Annotated in this window: 13 protein-coding genes; all 13 read right to left on the minus strand. The window is 69.6% G+C overall.

Annotated elements, in window-relative coordinates; all coding sequences use genetic code 11:
- Positions 1–13: 13 nt before the first annotated feature.
- Positions 14–1,729, minus strand: coding sequence for a single-stranded-DNA-specific exonuclease RecJ (gene recJ / locus ASD69_RS05860; protein WP_056174924.1), 1,716 nt, complete (start codon positions 1,727–1,729; stop codon positions 14–16).
- Positions 1,730–1,739: 10 nt separating this feature from the next.
- Complete coding sequence (locus tag ASD69_RS05865; RefSeq protein ID WP_056174927.1) at positions 1,740–2,687, minus strand: hypothetical protein; 948 nt, start codon at positions 2,685–2,687, stop codon at positions 1,740–1,742.
- A gap of 25 nt (positions 2,688–2,712) precedes the next feature.
- The gene (greA, locus tag ASD69_RS05870; protein ID WP_056174930.1) at positions 2,713–3,189 is read right to left on the minus strand and encodes a transcription elongation factor GreA; all 477 of its coding nucleotides are present in this window, start codon (positions 3,187–3,189) and stop codon (positions 2,713–2,715) included.
- Positions 3,190–3,373: 184 nt separating this feature from the next.
- Complete coding sequence (gene carB / locus ASD69_RS05875; protein WP_056174934.1) at positions 3,374–6,622, minus strand: carbamoyl-phosphate synthase large subunit; 3,249 nt, start codon at positions 6,620–6,622, stop codon at positions 3,374–3,376.
- Between the two features lie 4 nt (positions 6,623–6,626).
- The gene (locus ASD69_RS05880; RefSeq protein ID WP_056174937.1) at positions 6,627–7,277 is read right to left on the minus strand and encodes a hypothetical protein; all 651 of its coding nucleotides are present in this window, start codon (positions 7,275–7,277) and stop codon (positions 6,627–6,629) included.
- Positions 7,278–7,336: 59 nt separating this feature from the next.
- Positions 7,337–7,780 (minus strand): hypothetical protein, encoded by a 444-nt coding sequence (locus ASD69_RS05885; RefSeq protein WP_056176635.1) that lies wholly within the window; start codon positions 7,778–7,780, stop codon positions 7,337–7,339.
- Positions 7,781–7,794: 14 nt separating this feature from the next.
- A complete protein-coding gene (locus ASD69_RS05890) occupies positions 7,795–8,373 on the minus strand; it encodes a hypothetical protein (RefSeq protein WP_056174940.1) in 579 nt (192 codons plus the stop codon).
- Complete coding sequence (gene carA, locus ASD69_RS05895; protein WP_056174943.1) at positions 8,370–9,497, minus strand: glutamine-hydrolyzing carbamoyl-phosphate synthase small subunit; 1,128 nt, start codon at positions 9,495–9,497, stop codon at positions 8,370–8,372. The genes ASD69_RS05890 and carA overlap by 4 nt, the downstream gene beginning before the upstream one ends.
- Positions 9,498–9,842: 345 nt before the next feature.
- Positions 9,843–10,568: a 4-hydroxy-tetrahydrodipicolinate reductase gene (gene dapB / locus ASD69_RS05900; RefSeq protein ID WP_082576291.1), complete on the minus strand. Its 726-nt coding sequence runs from the start codon at positions 10,566–10,568 to the stop codon at positions 9,843–9,845.
- A 58-nt stretch (positions 10,569–10,626) separates the two neighbouring features.
- Positions 10,627–11,088 carry a hypothetical protein gene (locus ASD69_RS05905; protein ID WP_056174949.1) on the minus strand — a complete coding sequence of 154 codons (462 nt, stop codon included), beginning with the start codon at positions 11,086–11,088 and terminating at the stop codon, positions 10,627–10,629.
- A gap of 88 nt (positions 11,089–11,176) precedes the next feature.
- Positions 11,177–11,779 (minus strand): hypothetical protein, encoded by a 603-nt coding sequence (locus tag ASD69_RS05910; protein WP_056174950.1) that lies wholly within the window; start codon positions 11,777–11,779, stop codon positions 11,177–11,179.
- Between the two features lie 51 nt (positions 11,780–11,830).
- On the minus strand, positions 11,831–12,163 hold the full coding sequence (locus tag ASD69_RS05915) for a hypothetical protein (protein ID WP_056174953.1): 333 nt from the start codon (positions 12,161–12,163) through the stop codon (positions 11,831–11,833).
- Positions 12,164–12,211: 48 nt separating this feature from the next.
- Positions 12,212–14,107 carry a DUF3857 and transglutaminase domain-containing protein gene (locus tag ASD69_RS05920; protein WP_056174956.1) on the minus strand — a complete coding sequence of 632 codons (1,896 nt, stop codon included), beginning with the start codon at positions 14,105–14,107 and terminating at the stop codon, positions 12,212–12,214.
- Positions 14,108–14,210 lie beyond the last annotated feature (103 nt).

Consider the following 14,210-nt stretch of genomic DNA (forward strand, 5'->3'; position numbering starts at 1 on the left):
CGGCCGTCGTCGGCTAGGCCGGCTCGCGGTGCACGATCACCAACTGGATCGCATCGCCGCCACGGTAGTCGTCCGGCTCCAGCCGATACGCGATACGCACCCGTGCCGGCGGCGGATCGCCGTGCCAGCCGCCGAACTCGATCGCGTTCAAGCGCCGGCCTTGATGACCTAGCTCGAGCTTGAGATGACGCTCGCCGACCACGCGCCAACCCAGCACGGGGAACTCGCCGTCGAACTGCGGTTCCGGAAAGCCCTGCCCCCACGGCCCGCCGTCGCGCAGCGATTCGGCGCTGGCGCGGTCGAACTCGCCCGCGCCGAGCTCGCCGTCGCTGAGCACGTCGGCTTGCAGCAGTTCCGGTGTGAGCGACGCACCCGCGCAGCGTTCGAATGCGGCGCGGAACGCGTCCAGCGCGTCGCGTCGCAGCGACAGGCCGGCGGCCATGGCGTGACCGCCGAAGCGTTCGATCAGCTCGGGGTGCTGCGCGGCCACGTCGGCCAGCGCGTCGCGAATGTGGAAGCCGGGGATGGAGCGCGCTGAACCGCGCAGCGCGTCGCTGCCGGGTTCGGCCGGCGCGAACGCGATCACCGGGCGGTGCAGGCGCTCTTTCATCTTGGACGCGACCAGGCCGACCACGCCCGGATGCCAATCTTCGTCGAACAAACAGACCGCGAACGGTACGGCCTTGGCATCCAGCGCGACCTTGGCGAACGCGGCCGCGGCCTCGTCGGTCATCTGCTGCTGCACCGCGCGTCGTTCGGCGTTGATCTCGTTGAGACTGTGGGCGATCTCGCGCGCCTGCGCCTCGTTCTCGGTCAGCAGGCATTCGATGCCCAAGGCCATGTCTTCCAGACGACCGGCGGCGTTGAGGCGCGGCGCCAGCGCATAGCCGATGTCGGCCGCGGTCAGACGGCGCGCATCGCGTTGCGAGACCTCGATCAGGGCGCGCAGGCCGGCGCCGCCCTGCCCCGCGCGCAGCCGGCGCAAGCCGGCGGCCACCAGGGCGCGGTTGTTCGCGTCCAGCGGCACCAGGTCGGCGACGGTGCCGACCGCGACCAGATCCAGCAGTACCTGCAAGTCCGGCCCATTGCCTTCGCAGCGCCCTTGCGCGCGCAGCGTGCGGCGTAGCGCCAGCAGCACATAGAACATCACGCCGACGCCGGCCAGGGCTTTGCTGGGAAATGCATCGCCGGGCAGGTTCGGATCGACGATCGCGTCCGCGGGCGGCAGGCGTTCGCCGGGCAAATGGTGGTCGGTAACCAGCACCTGCCAGCCGCGCGCCTTGGCCGCGGCGATGCCGGCGTGGCAGGCGATGCCGTGATCGACGGTGACCAGCAGGTCGGGCTGCAGCGCGGCCAGTTCGTCCACCAGCGCCGGCGACAGGCCGTAGCCGTGCACCATGCGGTTGGGCACCGCATGCGAGACCCGGCGCGCGCCGAGCATGCGCAGCCCGCGCACGCCGACCGCGCAGGCGGTGGCGCCGTCGCAGTCGAAATCGCCGACCACGACGATGTGGCGATCCTGGGCGATCGCATCGGCGAGCAAGGCGGTGGCGGCGTCCAGGCCGCCCAGTCCGTCGGGCGGCAGCAGTTGGGCCAGGCGCGGCTGCGCCTGTTCGATCGCGAACGCGCCGCGCGCGGCATACACACGCCGCAGCAGCGGCGACACGCTGTCGGGCCAGGCGCCGGGGTCGGCGATCTGGCGGCGGCGCAGGCGGGCGGGTTCGGTCATGCGCGCGCGGTCATGCTTGCAGCGAACGCAGCGGCTTGCGCCAGAAGCGCCAGCGCTGCGCGCGCGCGAGTTCGTAGGCTTCGCTGCCGCCGAATTCCAGCGCGATCCGGCTCACCCGGCCGGCATCGAGTTCGGCGCTCAACGGCGTCAGCCAGTCGCGCTCCAAGGCTTGCAGGTCGCGTGCGCGGCGCAGATCGACCGCCAGGTCGCCCTCGCCCGCGCTCCAACGCGGCGGCAGCGCCGTGGCCTGGACGCCGGCCAGCGCGCCCAGTGCGGTCAGGGCTTCGTCGTCGCTGCAGATGCGCGCGTAGGCGCTGCGCACGTGATCGGGCAGCAGCCCGGCGCCCCAGAACCACAGCGAGTTCACCGGCGCCTGGCCGGCGGCGATGCGCTGGGCGTTGCGTGGGTGGTTGTGCAGCGTCACCTGCGCTTCGCTCAGCAGCGAGCGCCAGCGCCGGCCTTCGGGACTCTGGTCGGCCGCATCCGGCAGGTGTTCGAACAAGTCGGCGCCGAGCACGGTTTCCGGGCTGGCGAAGCTCGGCAGCTTGGCGCCTTGCGGCAGGCGCAGGTACCAGCGCGAGGGCCGCGGCGCGTCGATCGGAAAACCGGCATCGCCGAACAAGGGCTTGAGCGTGCGCAGGAAGTCGGCGGCCTCCGCCTCGTCCAGGCCCAGGGCCTGGCCGTAGGCGAGCAGGCGCGCGCCGTTGAGGTCGGGTCGCACATAAGCCGGATCGGCGCGCATCCAGGCCGCGTGGGCGGCATCGCGGGCGTCGCGCTGGCGGGTGGCCGCGGCCACCGGCCAACCGCGCGGCAGCACGTCGAGCACGCGCGCGAGCGGATCGCCGCTGCGCGCGATCCGGTCGGCGCGCGCGAGCCGGCGGCCCAGGTCCTCGGACAGGCGCTGGCCGCCGAAGCGTTCGCGCTCGGGCAGCAGCAGGGTCGCGGTGGTCGGAGTCATGCGCGGCCTCGCGGTCGCGGCCTGCTCAGCCGGCGTAGCTGACGCCGACGATTTCGTACTCGTGGGTGCCGCCCGGCGCCTCGATGACGACGCTGTCGCCCTCGTGCTTGCCGATCAGGGCGCGCGCGACCGGCGAGGAGATCGCGATCAGGCCCTGTTTGATGTCGGCTTCCAGGTCGCCCACGATCTGGTAGGTGCGTTCTTCGTCGGTCTCGACGTCGGCCAGCTCGACGGTGGCGCCGAACACGATCTTGGAACCGGCGTTGAGGGTGGACACGTCGATCAGCTGGGCGTGCGAGAGTTCGGACTCGAGCTGCTTGATGCGGCCCTCGATGAAGCTCTGCTGCTCGCGCGCGGCGTGGTACTCGGCGTTCTCCTTGAGGTCGCCGTGCGCGCGCGCTTCCGCGATCGCGTTGATCACGGCCGGTCGCTTGACCGACTTCAACTCTTCCAGTTCCGCGCGCAGGCGCTGGGCGCCCTTCACCGTGATCGGTGCTCTCATCTCATCGTTCCTCGTGCCGGCCGGGGGCCGGTCGCTTCCGTTTGCAAAGTTCGATTGTGCCGCGAACGCGGCCGCTTGGCACCCCATCGGGCGCCGGCGGGAAAATCCCTCGAAATCGGGCGCGAAACCCGCGCTGGGCGCGCGGGCCGCCGGGACGCGGAGCGGTTCCGCGTCCCGTGCCGGCTCAGGCCGCGCCCTGGATCTGCGCGTGCAGCTCCTGCAGCGACCACACCGGGCCCTGGCCGCGGTAGTCCAGCGAGTTCACCAGCGCGCGCGCGCCGGACACCGTGGTCGAGTACGTGATGCGCGCCTGCAGCGCCTCGCGGCGGATCGAGAACGAGTCCGAAATGGCCTGACGGCCTTCGGTGGTGTTGATGATGTAGACGATCTCGCCGTTCTTGATCAGGTCGACCACGTGCGGGCGGCCCTCGGTGACCTTGTTGACCACTTCGCAGGCCACGCCGTGGCCACTGAGGAAGGCCTGGGTGCCGCTGGTGGCGACCAGGGTGTAGCCGCGGCGCACCAGCTCCTGCGCCACCGTCAGCACGCGCTGCTTGTCCGGATCGCGCACCGAGACGAACACCTTGCCCACCGGCGGCGCCTTGATGCCGCCGGCTTCCTGGGCGCGCGCCATGGCCGCGCCGAAGTTCTTGCCCACGCCCATGACCTCGCCGGTGGAGCGCATCTCCGGCCCGAGGATCGGGTCCACGCCCTGGAACTTGGCGAACGGGAAGATCGCCTCCTTGACCGAGTAGTAGTCCGGCACGATCTCTTCCAGCGCGCCCTGCGAAGCCAGGGTCTGGCCGACCATGCAGCGCGCGGCGATCTTGGCCAGCGGCATGCCGGTGGCCTTGGACACGAACGGCACCGTGCGCGAGGCGCGCGGGTTCACTTCGATCAGGAAGATGGTGTCGCGGCCTTCGGCGTCGGTCTGGATCGCGAACTGGGTGTTCATCAGGCCCACGACCTTGAGCGACTTGGCCAGCGCCACGACCTGCTTGCGCAGCTCGTCCTGGGTCGCCGGCGACAGCGAATACGGCGGCAGCGAGCAGGAGGAGTCGCCGGAGTGCACGCCGGCCTCTTCGATGTGCTCCATCACGCCGCCGATCAGCACGTGGCCTTCGCGGTCGGCGATGATGTCGACGTCGACCTCGACGGCGTTGTCGAGGAAGCGGTCCAGCAGCACCGGCGAGTCGTTGGAAACCTTGACCGCGTCGCGGATGTAGCGGGTGAGGTCGGCGTCGGAATAGACGATTTCCATGGCCCGGCCGCCCAGCACGTAGCTAGGGCGCACCACCATCGGATAGCCGATCTGGCCGGCCAGCAGCAGCGCTTCCTCGGGATTGCGCGCGGTACGGTTGATCGGCTGCGCCAGGCCCAGCTCCTGGACCAGCTGCTGGAAGCGCTCGCGGTCCTCGGCCAGGTCGATGCTGTCCGGGCTGGTGCCGATGATCGGCACGCCGTTGGCTTCCAGCGCGCGCGCCAGCTTCAGCGGGGTCTGGCCGCCGTACTGCACGATCACGCCCTTGGGCTTCTCGAGGTCCGCGATCTCCAGCACGTCTTCCAGCGTCAGCGGCTCGAAGTACAGGCGGTCGGAGGTGTCGTAGTCGGTCGAGACCGTTTCCGGGTTGCAGTTGACCATGATGGTTTCATAGCCGTCCTCGCGCAGGGCGAGCGCGGCATGCACGCAGCAGTAGTCGAACTCGATGCCCTGGCCGATGCGGTTGGGGCCGCCGCCGAGCACGATGATCTTGTCGCGGTTGGTCGGCTGGGCCTCGCACTCGTCCTCGTAGGTCGAGTACATGTAGGCGGTGGTAGTGGCGAACTCGGCCGCGCAGGAGTCCACGCGCTTGTACACCGGGCGCACGCCGAAGGCGCGGCGCAGGGTGCGCACGGCGGTCTCGTCGGTGCCGGTGAGCTGAGCGATGCGCGCATCGGAGAAGCCCATGCGCTTGAGCGCGCGCATGCGGGCCTTGTCCAGCGAAGCCAGGCCGGCCTCGGCGAGCTTGCGTTCGGCGGCGATCAGTTCCTCGATCTGGTCCAGGAACCAGGGATCGACGAAGGACAGCGCGTGCACGTCCTCCACGCTCATGCCGGCGCGGAAGGCGTCGCCGATATGGAACATGCGCTCCGGGCCCGGCTCCTTCAGCTCGCGGCGCAGCTTGGCCATGTCGGTGTCGCTGGACAGGTCCAGGCCGGTCGGGTCGAGGCCGACCTTGCCGGTCTCCAGGCCGCGCAGGGCCTTGTGCAGCGACTCCTGGAAGGTCCGGCCCATCGCCATGACTTCGCCGACCGACTTCATCTGCGTGGTCAGGCGCGCGTCGGCCTGCGGGAACTTCTCGAAGGCGAAGCGCGGAATCTTGGTGACCACGTAATCGATGGTCGGCTCGAACGAGGCCGGGGTGGCGCCGCCGGTGATCTCGTTGCGCAGTTCGTCCAGGGTGTAGCCGATCGCCAGCTTGGCGGCGATCTTGGCGATCGGGAAGCCGGTGGCCTTGGAGGCCAGCGCCGAGGACCGCGATACGCGCGGATTCATCTCGATCACGACCACGCGACCGTTCTGGGCGTTGATGCCGAACTGCACGTTGGAGCCGCCGGTGTCGACGCCGATCTTGCGCAGCACCGCGATCGAGGCGTCGCGCAGGCGCTGGTATTCCTTGTCGGTCAGGGTCTGCGCCGGCGCGACCGTGATCGAGTCGCCGGTGTGCACGCCCATGGCGTCGAAGTTCTCGATCGAGCACACGATGATGCAGTTGTCCGCGGTGTCGCGGACCACTTCCATCTCGAACTCCTTCCAGCCCAGCACCGACTCCTCGACCAGGATCTCGTGCACCGGCGACAGCTCGAGGCCGCGCTTGGCGATCTCCTCGAACTCTTCCTTGTTGTAGGCGATGCCGCCGCCGCTGCCGCCCAAGGTGAAGCTGGGACGGATGATGGTCGGGTAGCCGACCCGGGTCTGGATATCGACCGCCTGCTCGAAGCTGCGCGCGACTTCGGCCTTGGGGCATTCCAGGCCGATCTCGGCCATCGCCACGCGGAACAGCTCGCGGTCCTCGGCCATGCGGATGGCTTCGCGCTTGGCGCCGATCAGCTCGACGTTGTACTTCTCCAGCACGCCGTTGTCGGCCAGGTCCAGCGCGCAGTTCAGAGCGGTCTGGCCGCCCATGGTCGGCAGCAGCGCGTCGGGCTTTTCCTTGGCGATGATCTTCTCGACCGTCTGCCAGTTGATCGGCTCGATGTACACGGCGTCGGCCATGTTCGGGTCGGTCATGATGGTGGCCGGATTGCTGTTCACCAGCACCACGCGATAACCCTCGTCGCGCAGCGCCTTGCAGGCTTGCGCGCCCGAGTAGTCGAATTCGCAGGCCTGACCGATCACGATCGGCCCGGCGCCGATGATCAGGACGGTTTTGATGTCGGTGCGCTTGGGCATTGTGTCACTCGAGGATCGTGGAAGGCGGTACGTCGCAAGTGGTCATCGCGCCGAGCATCAGCTTCAGCACCAGACGGGTGCCGATGCTCTTGCCGGCGTCGCTGTTCTCCTGCGCCGTCTTGGAGGGATCGAAGGCTTCGCCGATGCCGACCAGCTCGCGCAGCGGCGCGTGCTTGGGCTCGGTGATGAAATCGATGAAGGACAGCATCTGATCGGCCTTCATCTTCTTCATCACTTCGGTCGTTTCGACCTTCTTGCCGGTCTGGGCTTCATTGACCCCGGCATTGATGAAATCGGAGAACACGCTGGCGGCGCCGCCGTTGAGCAGGGCCAGGTCGGCGTCGACGCGGCCGGGATTGGCCTTGACGTACTCCAGGGCCTGGGCGCGCTTGCTGCGGCGATAGCCGTCGGTGGACAGCTCGTTGCGCAGGCAGCTCAGCTTGGCCGGCTCGACCTTGTCGGCCTTGCCTTGCAGCGGCCACTCCGGGTCGCCGGCGGCGGCATCGTCGAGGATCTTGCCGAACGGCAGCATCTGCATCATCACGTCGGCCAGCTTGTCGGCCTGGGCCTGCGCGTTCTGGGCGCTGGCGACGATAGGAAGCAGCGCCAGCAAAGTGGCGGCGACGACGGCATTGCAGCGAGCTTGCAGGGTCATTCCTTGTCTCCGTTGAGTGCGCGTCGCGGGTGGTGTGGTGTGGTGTGGTGTGTTGCATGTCAGTACAAGCGGTCCTGCCAGTCGCCCGGGGGCAACCAGGTGATCTGCTGGCTGCCGGCGGCGTCGATCGCGCCGGCGCGCACGGCGTCGCGCACGCTCAGGTTCATCGCCTGCCAGCTGTCGGCGTCGCGGCCGATGCGCGCGCCGATGCGGTTGTTGTGCGCGTCCATGGCGCGGCTGCGGTTGCCCTGCCCGTCGCGCTCCATGACCCGGGTGACCCAGTCCACGATGCGCGGCGAGGTGGTGTAGGCGACCACGGCGCTGGCCAACGTGTGCCGGTAGGCGTCGGCGGGGCCGTTACGGCCGCCCGGCAGGCCGGCGGCGAAGAACTGCGAATACACCACGATCAGGACGAAGGCCGGATAGGCCGCGACCACGGCGCCGGCGATCAGCCAACGACGCCAGCGGCGCGCGGGCTTGCGCGCTGCGGTCGCGGCCTGGATCGTGGCGGCGCTCATCAGGCCTTGGGCATCTCGATGCCGCAGCGCTTGGACACGCGCTCGCTGAGCTTCTGCAGCTGTTCCGGGCTGACGTCGGTGTCGGGGAATTCGCGTTCCAGCACCTTGGCGGCCGGGCTCTGCATGAACTCCATGACCTCCATCAGCTCGTCGGCCTGCATGCCCTTGAAGAATTCGACCGCCTCGGCCTTGGGCGCGCCGTCGACGGCGTTGTCGATGTTGCCCTTGACCTGCTCGCGCATGCCGGCGACGAACTTGGCGCCGCCCTTGGTCTGGCCGAAACGGGTCCAGGCGGCGATGGTCTCGCCGTCGCCGAACAGCTGGCGGAAGGCGTCGACCATGCTGCTGCGGAATTCCGGCAGCAGCTCGCCCTTGATGCAGCCGCGTTGGCTGTCGTTGAAGACCTTGAACTCTTCGGCGTTGTCGATCTTGCCGGCGATCACGCGCTCGATCGCGACATCGAAGCCCAGCAACTGCTGGATCTGGGCGACTTCGGCATCGGTAGGCGCGGCCGCGGCGACCGGGGCCGACCAGGCCAAGCCCGCGGCCAGGACGGCGGCGAACGCGTGGAACTTCATCGTGCCGACTCCATGCTGGCGACGAAACGGTCGAACAAGGGCGCGACATCGTGCGGGCCGGGGCTGGCTTCCGGGTGGCCCTGGAAGCTGAAAGCCGGCGCGTCGCTGAGCTCGATGCCCTGGTTGCTGCCATCGAACAGCGAGCGGTGGATCACCCGCACGTTGGCGGGCAAGCTGGCCTCGTCGACCGCGAAACCGTGGTTCTGCGAAGTGATCATCACGCGCCCGCTGTCCAGGTCCTGGACCGGATGGTTGGCGCCGTGGTGACCGAACTTCATCTTCAGCGTCTTGGCGCCCGCGGCCAGGCCCAGCAGCTGGTGGCCCAGGCAGATGCCGAAGGTCGGCAGCTTGCGCGTCAGGAATTCGCGGATCGCGGCGATCGCGTAGTCGCAGGGCTCCGGATCGCCGGGGCCGTTGGACAGGAACACGCCGTCCGGATTCAGCGCCAGCACGTCGGCGGCCGAGGTCTGCGCCGGCACCACCGTCACCCGGCAGCCGCGCTCGGCCAGCATGCGCAGGATGTTGCGCTTGACGCCGAAATCGTAGGCGACCACATGGAAACGCGGTTCGGCCTGGACGAAGGCGTTGGCGTCCAGATCGAGCTGGCCGTCGCGCCACTCGTAACGCTCGCGGGTGCTGACTTCCTTGGCCAGGTCCATGCCCTTCAGGCCCGGGAACTTGCGCGCGGCCTCGATGGCCTTGGCCGCGTCGATGCCCTCGCCCGCCATCAGCGCGCCGTTCTGGGCGCCGCGATCGCGCAGCAGACGGGTCAGCTGGCGGGTGTCGATGTCGGCGATCGCGACCACGCCGCGCTCGGCCAGCCACTGCGGCAACGCGATCTGGCTGCGCCAGTTGCTGGGGCGGCGCGGCACGTCGCGCACGATCAGGCCCGAGGCCCAGACCTGGCCGGCTTCGTCGTCCTGGTCGGTGCAGCCGGTGTTGCCCACGTGCGGATAGGTCAGCGTGACCAGTTGGCGCGCGTAGGACGGGTCGGTGAGGATTTCCTGGTAACCGGTGATGGCGGTATTGAAGACGACTTCGCCGACGCTGAGGCCGGGCGCGCCTACGGAAACGCCCTCGAATACGGTGCCGTCTTCGAGAGCGAGGATTGCGGGTTGGGTCACGGGGGTCGCCTTGGCTGCCGAGGATACTGACCCCGTCCAGCGCGCACCGGCAAAACCGGCTTGCAGCAAAACACGGACGCGGTGCGGGACCGGTCCGGCGGGCGGGGTTCAGGCGAGCGAGAATTGTACCGACGCGGGCCGGCGAACGCCAGCCGCGCGAGCCCATTCCAGCGCCGCCCGCGCGTCCGGAAACCGGCTGTTCACCTTCGCGCCAGCGGTGTGGCGGTTACGGCCCGGATCGGCAAACCAGCGCAGTGCCCGCTCCGCGGCGCCTGCCTCGCCCTGCCGGGCCGGCGAACCAAGGGGCGCGCTGCCGTCAGGGGCCCGAGCCCGCCACGACGCGACCTACAGATTCGGGAACATAAGCTCGGCCAGGCCGTAGCGGCCCGGGCCTTGGCGCGCCACCTTCAACGCCGCCTCCAGCGCACCGCGCGCGAAGATGTCGCGGTTGGTCGCGCGGTGGATCAGCTCCAGGCGCTCGCCGGCGCTGGCGAACTGCACCGTGTGCTCGCCGACGATGTCGCCCGCGCGCAGGCTGGCGTAGTGCGGGTCGCGGCCGCTGCCGATCGCGACCGCCTGGCCCAGGTGCAGGGCCGTGCCCGACGGCGCGTCCAGCTTGCGGGTGTGGTGGGCCTCGACGATGTCGCAGTCCCAACTCGGCAAGGCGGCCGAGGCGCGCCGCACCAGTTCGGTCAGCACCGCCACGCCCAGGCTGTAATTGGCGGCCCACACGATCGCGATGCGCGCCGAGGCGGCCTCGATCGCGCGGTTCTGTTCCGAGGACAGGCCGGTGGTGCCCGAAACCAGGGCGCGGCCGCGTTCGGCGCACAGCGCCAGCACCGGGTCGAAGCCCTCCGGCAGGCTGAAATCGATGGCGACGTCGAACTCGGGCACGCCGCTCAATTCGCTGGCGGCGAACTGCGGCACGCCGTCGACCACGCGCTGCGCCGGCGATTTGCGCGAGACCGCGGCCACCACGCTGAGATCGTCGCGGGCCGCGGCCAGACGCAGCAGCGCCAGCCCCATGCGCCCGGAGGCGCCGTGGATCAGGAGTCGGGGGATATCGTTCATGCCGGCAGGCTAACGGCTGGGCCGGAGTTTCGACAAGCGGCGACGACGGCGCGCCGCCCTACTCGTCGTAATAGGACGTCAGCGTGCGCAGCAAGGAACGGCCGTCGGGACCGACCAGATCGGCCGCGCGCCAGCAGCGGTCCGCGCCGCTGAAGCGCAAGCGCAGCTCGCGCGACTGCGTCGGCATGCGCTCGTCGAGCACGAAGCGGTAACGCAACCGCACCACGTCCTCGGCTTCGACGAAGTACTCCGGGTCGCGGGCCTCGCCGTCTTGCGCATCCAGCCAGGGATCGGCGTCGATCGCGCACACGCCCTCGACTTTGCAGGCCTGCTCGCGTTCCAGCAGCCGCAGCAAGGGCGGAGCGAAGGCGTCGCCCAGGGTCGTCGTCGGCTCGTTCCAGAACGTGTAGTGCTGCCGAAACCAGGCCTGCGCGGCGGCCAACGGCGTCTCGCCCAGGCAGGCCGCGTGCGCGGGCGCAGCGAGCGCGTAGGCGGCGATGAGCGCCAGTGTCCGTTTCATAAAGCGTCCTGATTGGGGTAACGATCGCCACGCGACGCGCACACGCGGGTCTGGCCTGGACGCCCACGGCGCGAACGACCGCGCACGCTCATTCATACCAGCGCCACGCATGCAGCAGCGCATCGGCTTGGGCGGGCCCCTGCCCCAGGAACTCGGCCAGCGCGTCGCGCACGCTCGCGCGCGCCTGCGGCCGCAACTCGTAATCCTCGTCCAGCGCCGACTCGCCCAGCGCGGCGTAGGTGTTGGCCACGGTCGCCAGCGCGCCGAACGCGGTGGCCAGATCGTCGGCGATCGGGCGCGGGTTCCAGTGGCCGCCGGCCAGGTCGAACGACACCGCACCGCTGATCAGGTCGTAGATGAAGGGATGGCTGCCCTCCATCGCCACCACCAGCCATTCGTCCTTCCAGCCGCGCAGGCGCTCGCCGCTGAGCCCATGCCAGCGATAGCCGGCCTGGCGCGCCCATAGGTTCTGCAGCGGCGGGATCGACACCGGATTGCCGCCGCAGGCCAGGTCCAGACCGAGCGGGCCGACCGACGCGTGGCGGACGCCGCCCCAGGGGCCGACCTCGCGATAGAAGTCCAGCAAGGCCGGCGGCAGTGCGAACTCGCCCTGCCAGTCCGATGCCGGCTGCGCGCGCAACTCGCCCCAGGGCGCCAGCAAGGGCCGGATCGCGGCATAGCTAGGCGGCATGCGGCCTCCCGGCGGCGGGAGCGGCGCGCCGCGTGGACAGGCCGGTCCGCCTCATGCGTCGGCGACCTCGGCCGAACCCCAACCCTGCTGCGCGGCGTACTCGTGCAGACGTTGCAGCATCGCCGCGGCCGCGGCGGCGCGGCTGAGTTCGACGTGGAAGCGGGCCTGCGGCAGTTGCGGATCCCAATCGCTGCCGCGCACCCGGCAGACCACGCCGTCGCGCTGGCCTTCCCAGTAGAAATCGTAGGACTGGTTCGGCCCATGACGCTCGATCAGACGCTGGCCGGCGATGCCCAGCACGTTGAACAGGCGGCTGGCGCCCGCCTGCAGGCCGCAAGCGTGGCGGCCCGGCGTCAGCACCAGCTCATGCACAGGCGTCGGCATGCGTCCGTTCCGCCATCGGCTGTGTCGCGCAGCGCATGCCCTGCCCGCCTACTGGTACACCACCTGCGACTTCAGGTTCGGCAGCACCTTCTTGGCGAAGGCCTGGAAGGCGCGGTTGTACTCGGGCGTGCACAGCGGGCCGGGCGTGCCGTCCTCGAACACCCGGCTGGCCTCGAGCACATTGCCCTTGAGGCTGTAGGTGGCGTGGTAGCGCAGGCCGCCGGATTCGATCGACAGATTGGTGGGCACCGCGATCACCTTCATGCTGGCCGGAAACTCGATCCGGTAGATCTCCTCGGAGCGCCCGCCGGTGCAGGCGGTTTCGCCCTCGGCGCTGAGGTCTTCGTTGGCGCTGGAGACGAAGCTCGCGACCGGCTGCGGGTTCATGAACATCGGCCGCAGCGGGATCGCGCCCGGCACCGGCAGCATCTGCGCGACCTCGAATTGGGCGTCGTAGTTCTGGCTGTCGATCAGGGGCTTGGGATCGTCCTGGCGGAAGCTGCCCTGCGCGACCAGGCCGCTGGACTGAAAGTAGTTCTTGACCAGGTCCCGGGCCTGCTCCTGGGTCATCTCGCGCAGCGCGCCGCGCAAGGAGACCGCCGGGAAACCCGACACCTCCACCGCGACCTTGCCCTTGACCGAGCCGTCCTCGCTCACGGTCAGATGGGTGGTCATGCGCTGGCGGTTGCGCTCGGAACGATAGGCCGGCGTGTGCGCCTTCAATTCGGGCTGGTCGACGCGCAGCACCGGCTTGCCGGCCACGTTCGGCGGCAGGTCGCCGAACGGGATGCCCTTGGCGGTGGCGTCCAGGTACAGATCCAGCCCGGGCAGGTAATTGATCACGTGGTTGACGCTGGAGGCGACCGGAATCTCCGGCAGGCGGTAGACGTTGCCGGCGTTGACCAGGGCCTGGCTGGCCTCGATGCCCTTGGCCGCCAACAGCGCCTGCAGCAGGGTGGCGTGGTCCTTGCAATCGCCCAGGCGGTTGTCGAGCACGAAGTCCTGGTCGCGCGGCACCACCGCGCCCAGACCGATGCAGTTGCCGCCGTAGTGGATGTTGGTCGACACCCATTCGTACAGGGCACGCGCGACCTCGCGCGGCGCGGTCTTGCCGGCCGCGATCTCGTCGGCCAGCTTGCGCGCGCGCGCCGTCGGCACCGCCTTGGGCAGCGCGCGCTCGCCGTAGACGCGGGCGATGTCGCCGTAGCTGCGAAAGGTCGAATAGGCGAAGCCCGGGAAATCCTCGACCTGGTAGACCGAGTAGTCCGTGCGCTTGCTCTTGGACGGGGCACGGTTCTGATAGCTCCACTCGACGATACGACGGTCGCCGACGGTCTCGTCGCGCACCTGCTTCAATGCGCCCCAGGCCTTGTGCTGGGCCCACATCGCCGCCGGCGCGTCGATCTTGATGCGCACGTCGCCCGCGTAGCGGTGGTTGCTGAAGCTGTCGAGTTCGGAGAACTGGCGGTCGAACATCGGCTGCTTGCCGATCAGGCGATAGGACAGCACCACGGTGTCGCCGGCGGCGACATCGGGGAAGATCAGGCTGGTGGTGGCGATGTCGGAGAACGCCGGACCGCCGCCCTCGCGGCCGTCGTTGGTCTCGACCTGATAGTTGGACTTGGGCACCTCGATGCGGCGGCCGTCGGCCTTGCGCGTATAGGCCTCGATCACCTCGAACCGCTGAATGCTGGCGCTGTAGCTGATCGACTCGCGCTTGGCGTATTCGACCGCGCGTTCGTCCAGCACCTTGAGTTCGGTCTCGTGCTGTTCGACGTAGCTGCCGTCGGGCTGCACGGTGTAGGTCACGTGCGCGCGTTCGCTGCGCACCGGATCCTCGGAGGCGGCGGGCGCCGTCGTCGGCGTGGCGTTCTGCGCCACCGCGGCCGTAGCCGCCAGCGCAATGCCGATCGCGGCGCACAGCCGCAGTGTTGCGATACGCATCCCTTCCCCCTGTCGCTACGTGGGCGACGAGCGCCTCGCATAGGCTCGCGGGGCGCCGTCCTGAACCGGCCGTACACCGGATGCGAGACGTTCTATCACATCG

The sequence above is a fragment of the Lysobacter sp. Root604 genome (assembly GCF_001427505.1).
Taxonomy (GTDB): domain Bacteria; phylum Pseudomonadota; class Gammaproteobacteria; order Xanthomonadales; family Xanthomonadaceae; genus Lysobacter.

Bases quoted from the DNA above. Each gene is read 5' to 3' on its own strand.
- recJ (WP_056174924.1), bottom strand. From the start codon at position 1,729: ATGACCGAACCCGCCCGCCTGCGCCGCCGCCAGATCGCCGACCCCGGC.
- ASD69_RS05865 (WP_056174927.1), bottom strand. From the start codon at position 2,687: ATGACTCCGACCACCGCGACCCTGCTGCTGCCCGAGCGCGAACGCTTC.
- greA (WP_056174930.1), bottom strand. From the start codon at position 3,189: ATGAGAGCACCGATCACGGTGAAGGGCGCCCAGCGCCTGCGCGCGGAA.
- carB (WP_056174934.1), bottom strand. From the start codon at position 6,622: ATGCCCAAGCGCACCGACATCAAAACCGTCCTGATCATCGGCGCCGGG.
- ASD69_RS05880 (WP_056174937.1), bottom strand. From the start codon at position 7,277: ATGACCCTGCAAGCTCGCTGCAATGCCGTCGTCGCCGCCACTTTGCTG.
- ASD69_RS05890 (WP_056174940.1), bottom strand. From the start codon at position 8,373: ATGAAGTTCCACGCGTTCGCCGCCGTCCTGGCCGCGGGCTTGGCCTGG.
- dapB (WP_082576291.1), bottom strand. From the start codon at position 10,568: ATGAACGATATCCCCCGACTCCTGATCCACGGCGCCTCCGGGCGCATG.
- ASD69_RS05905 (WP_056174949.1), bottom strand. From the start codon at position 11,088: ATGAAACGGACACTGGCGCTCATCGCCGCCTACGCGCTCGCTGCGCCC.
- ASD69_RS05910 (WP_056174950.1), bottom strand. From the start codon at position 11,779: ATGCCGCCTAGCTATGCCGCGATCCGGCCCTTGCTGGCGCCCTGGGGC.
- ASD69_RS05915 (WP_056174953.1), bottom strand. From the start codon at position 12,163: ATGCCGACGCCTGTGCATGAGCTGGTGCTGACGCCGGGCCGCCACGCT.
- ASD69_RS05920 (WP_056174956.1), bottom strand. From the start codon at position 14,107: ATGCGTATCGCAACACTGCGGCTGTGCGCCGCGATCGGCATTGCGCTG.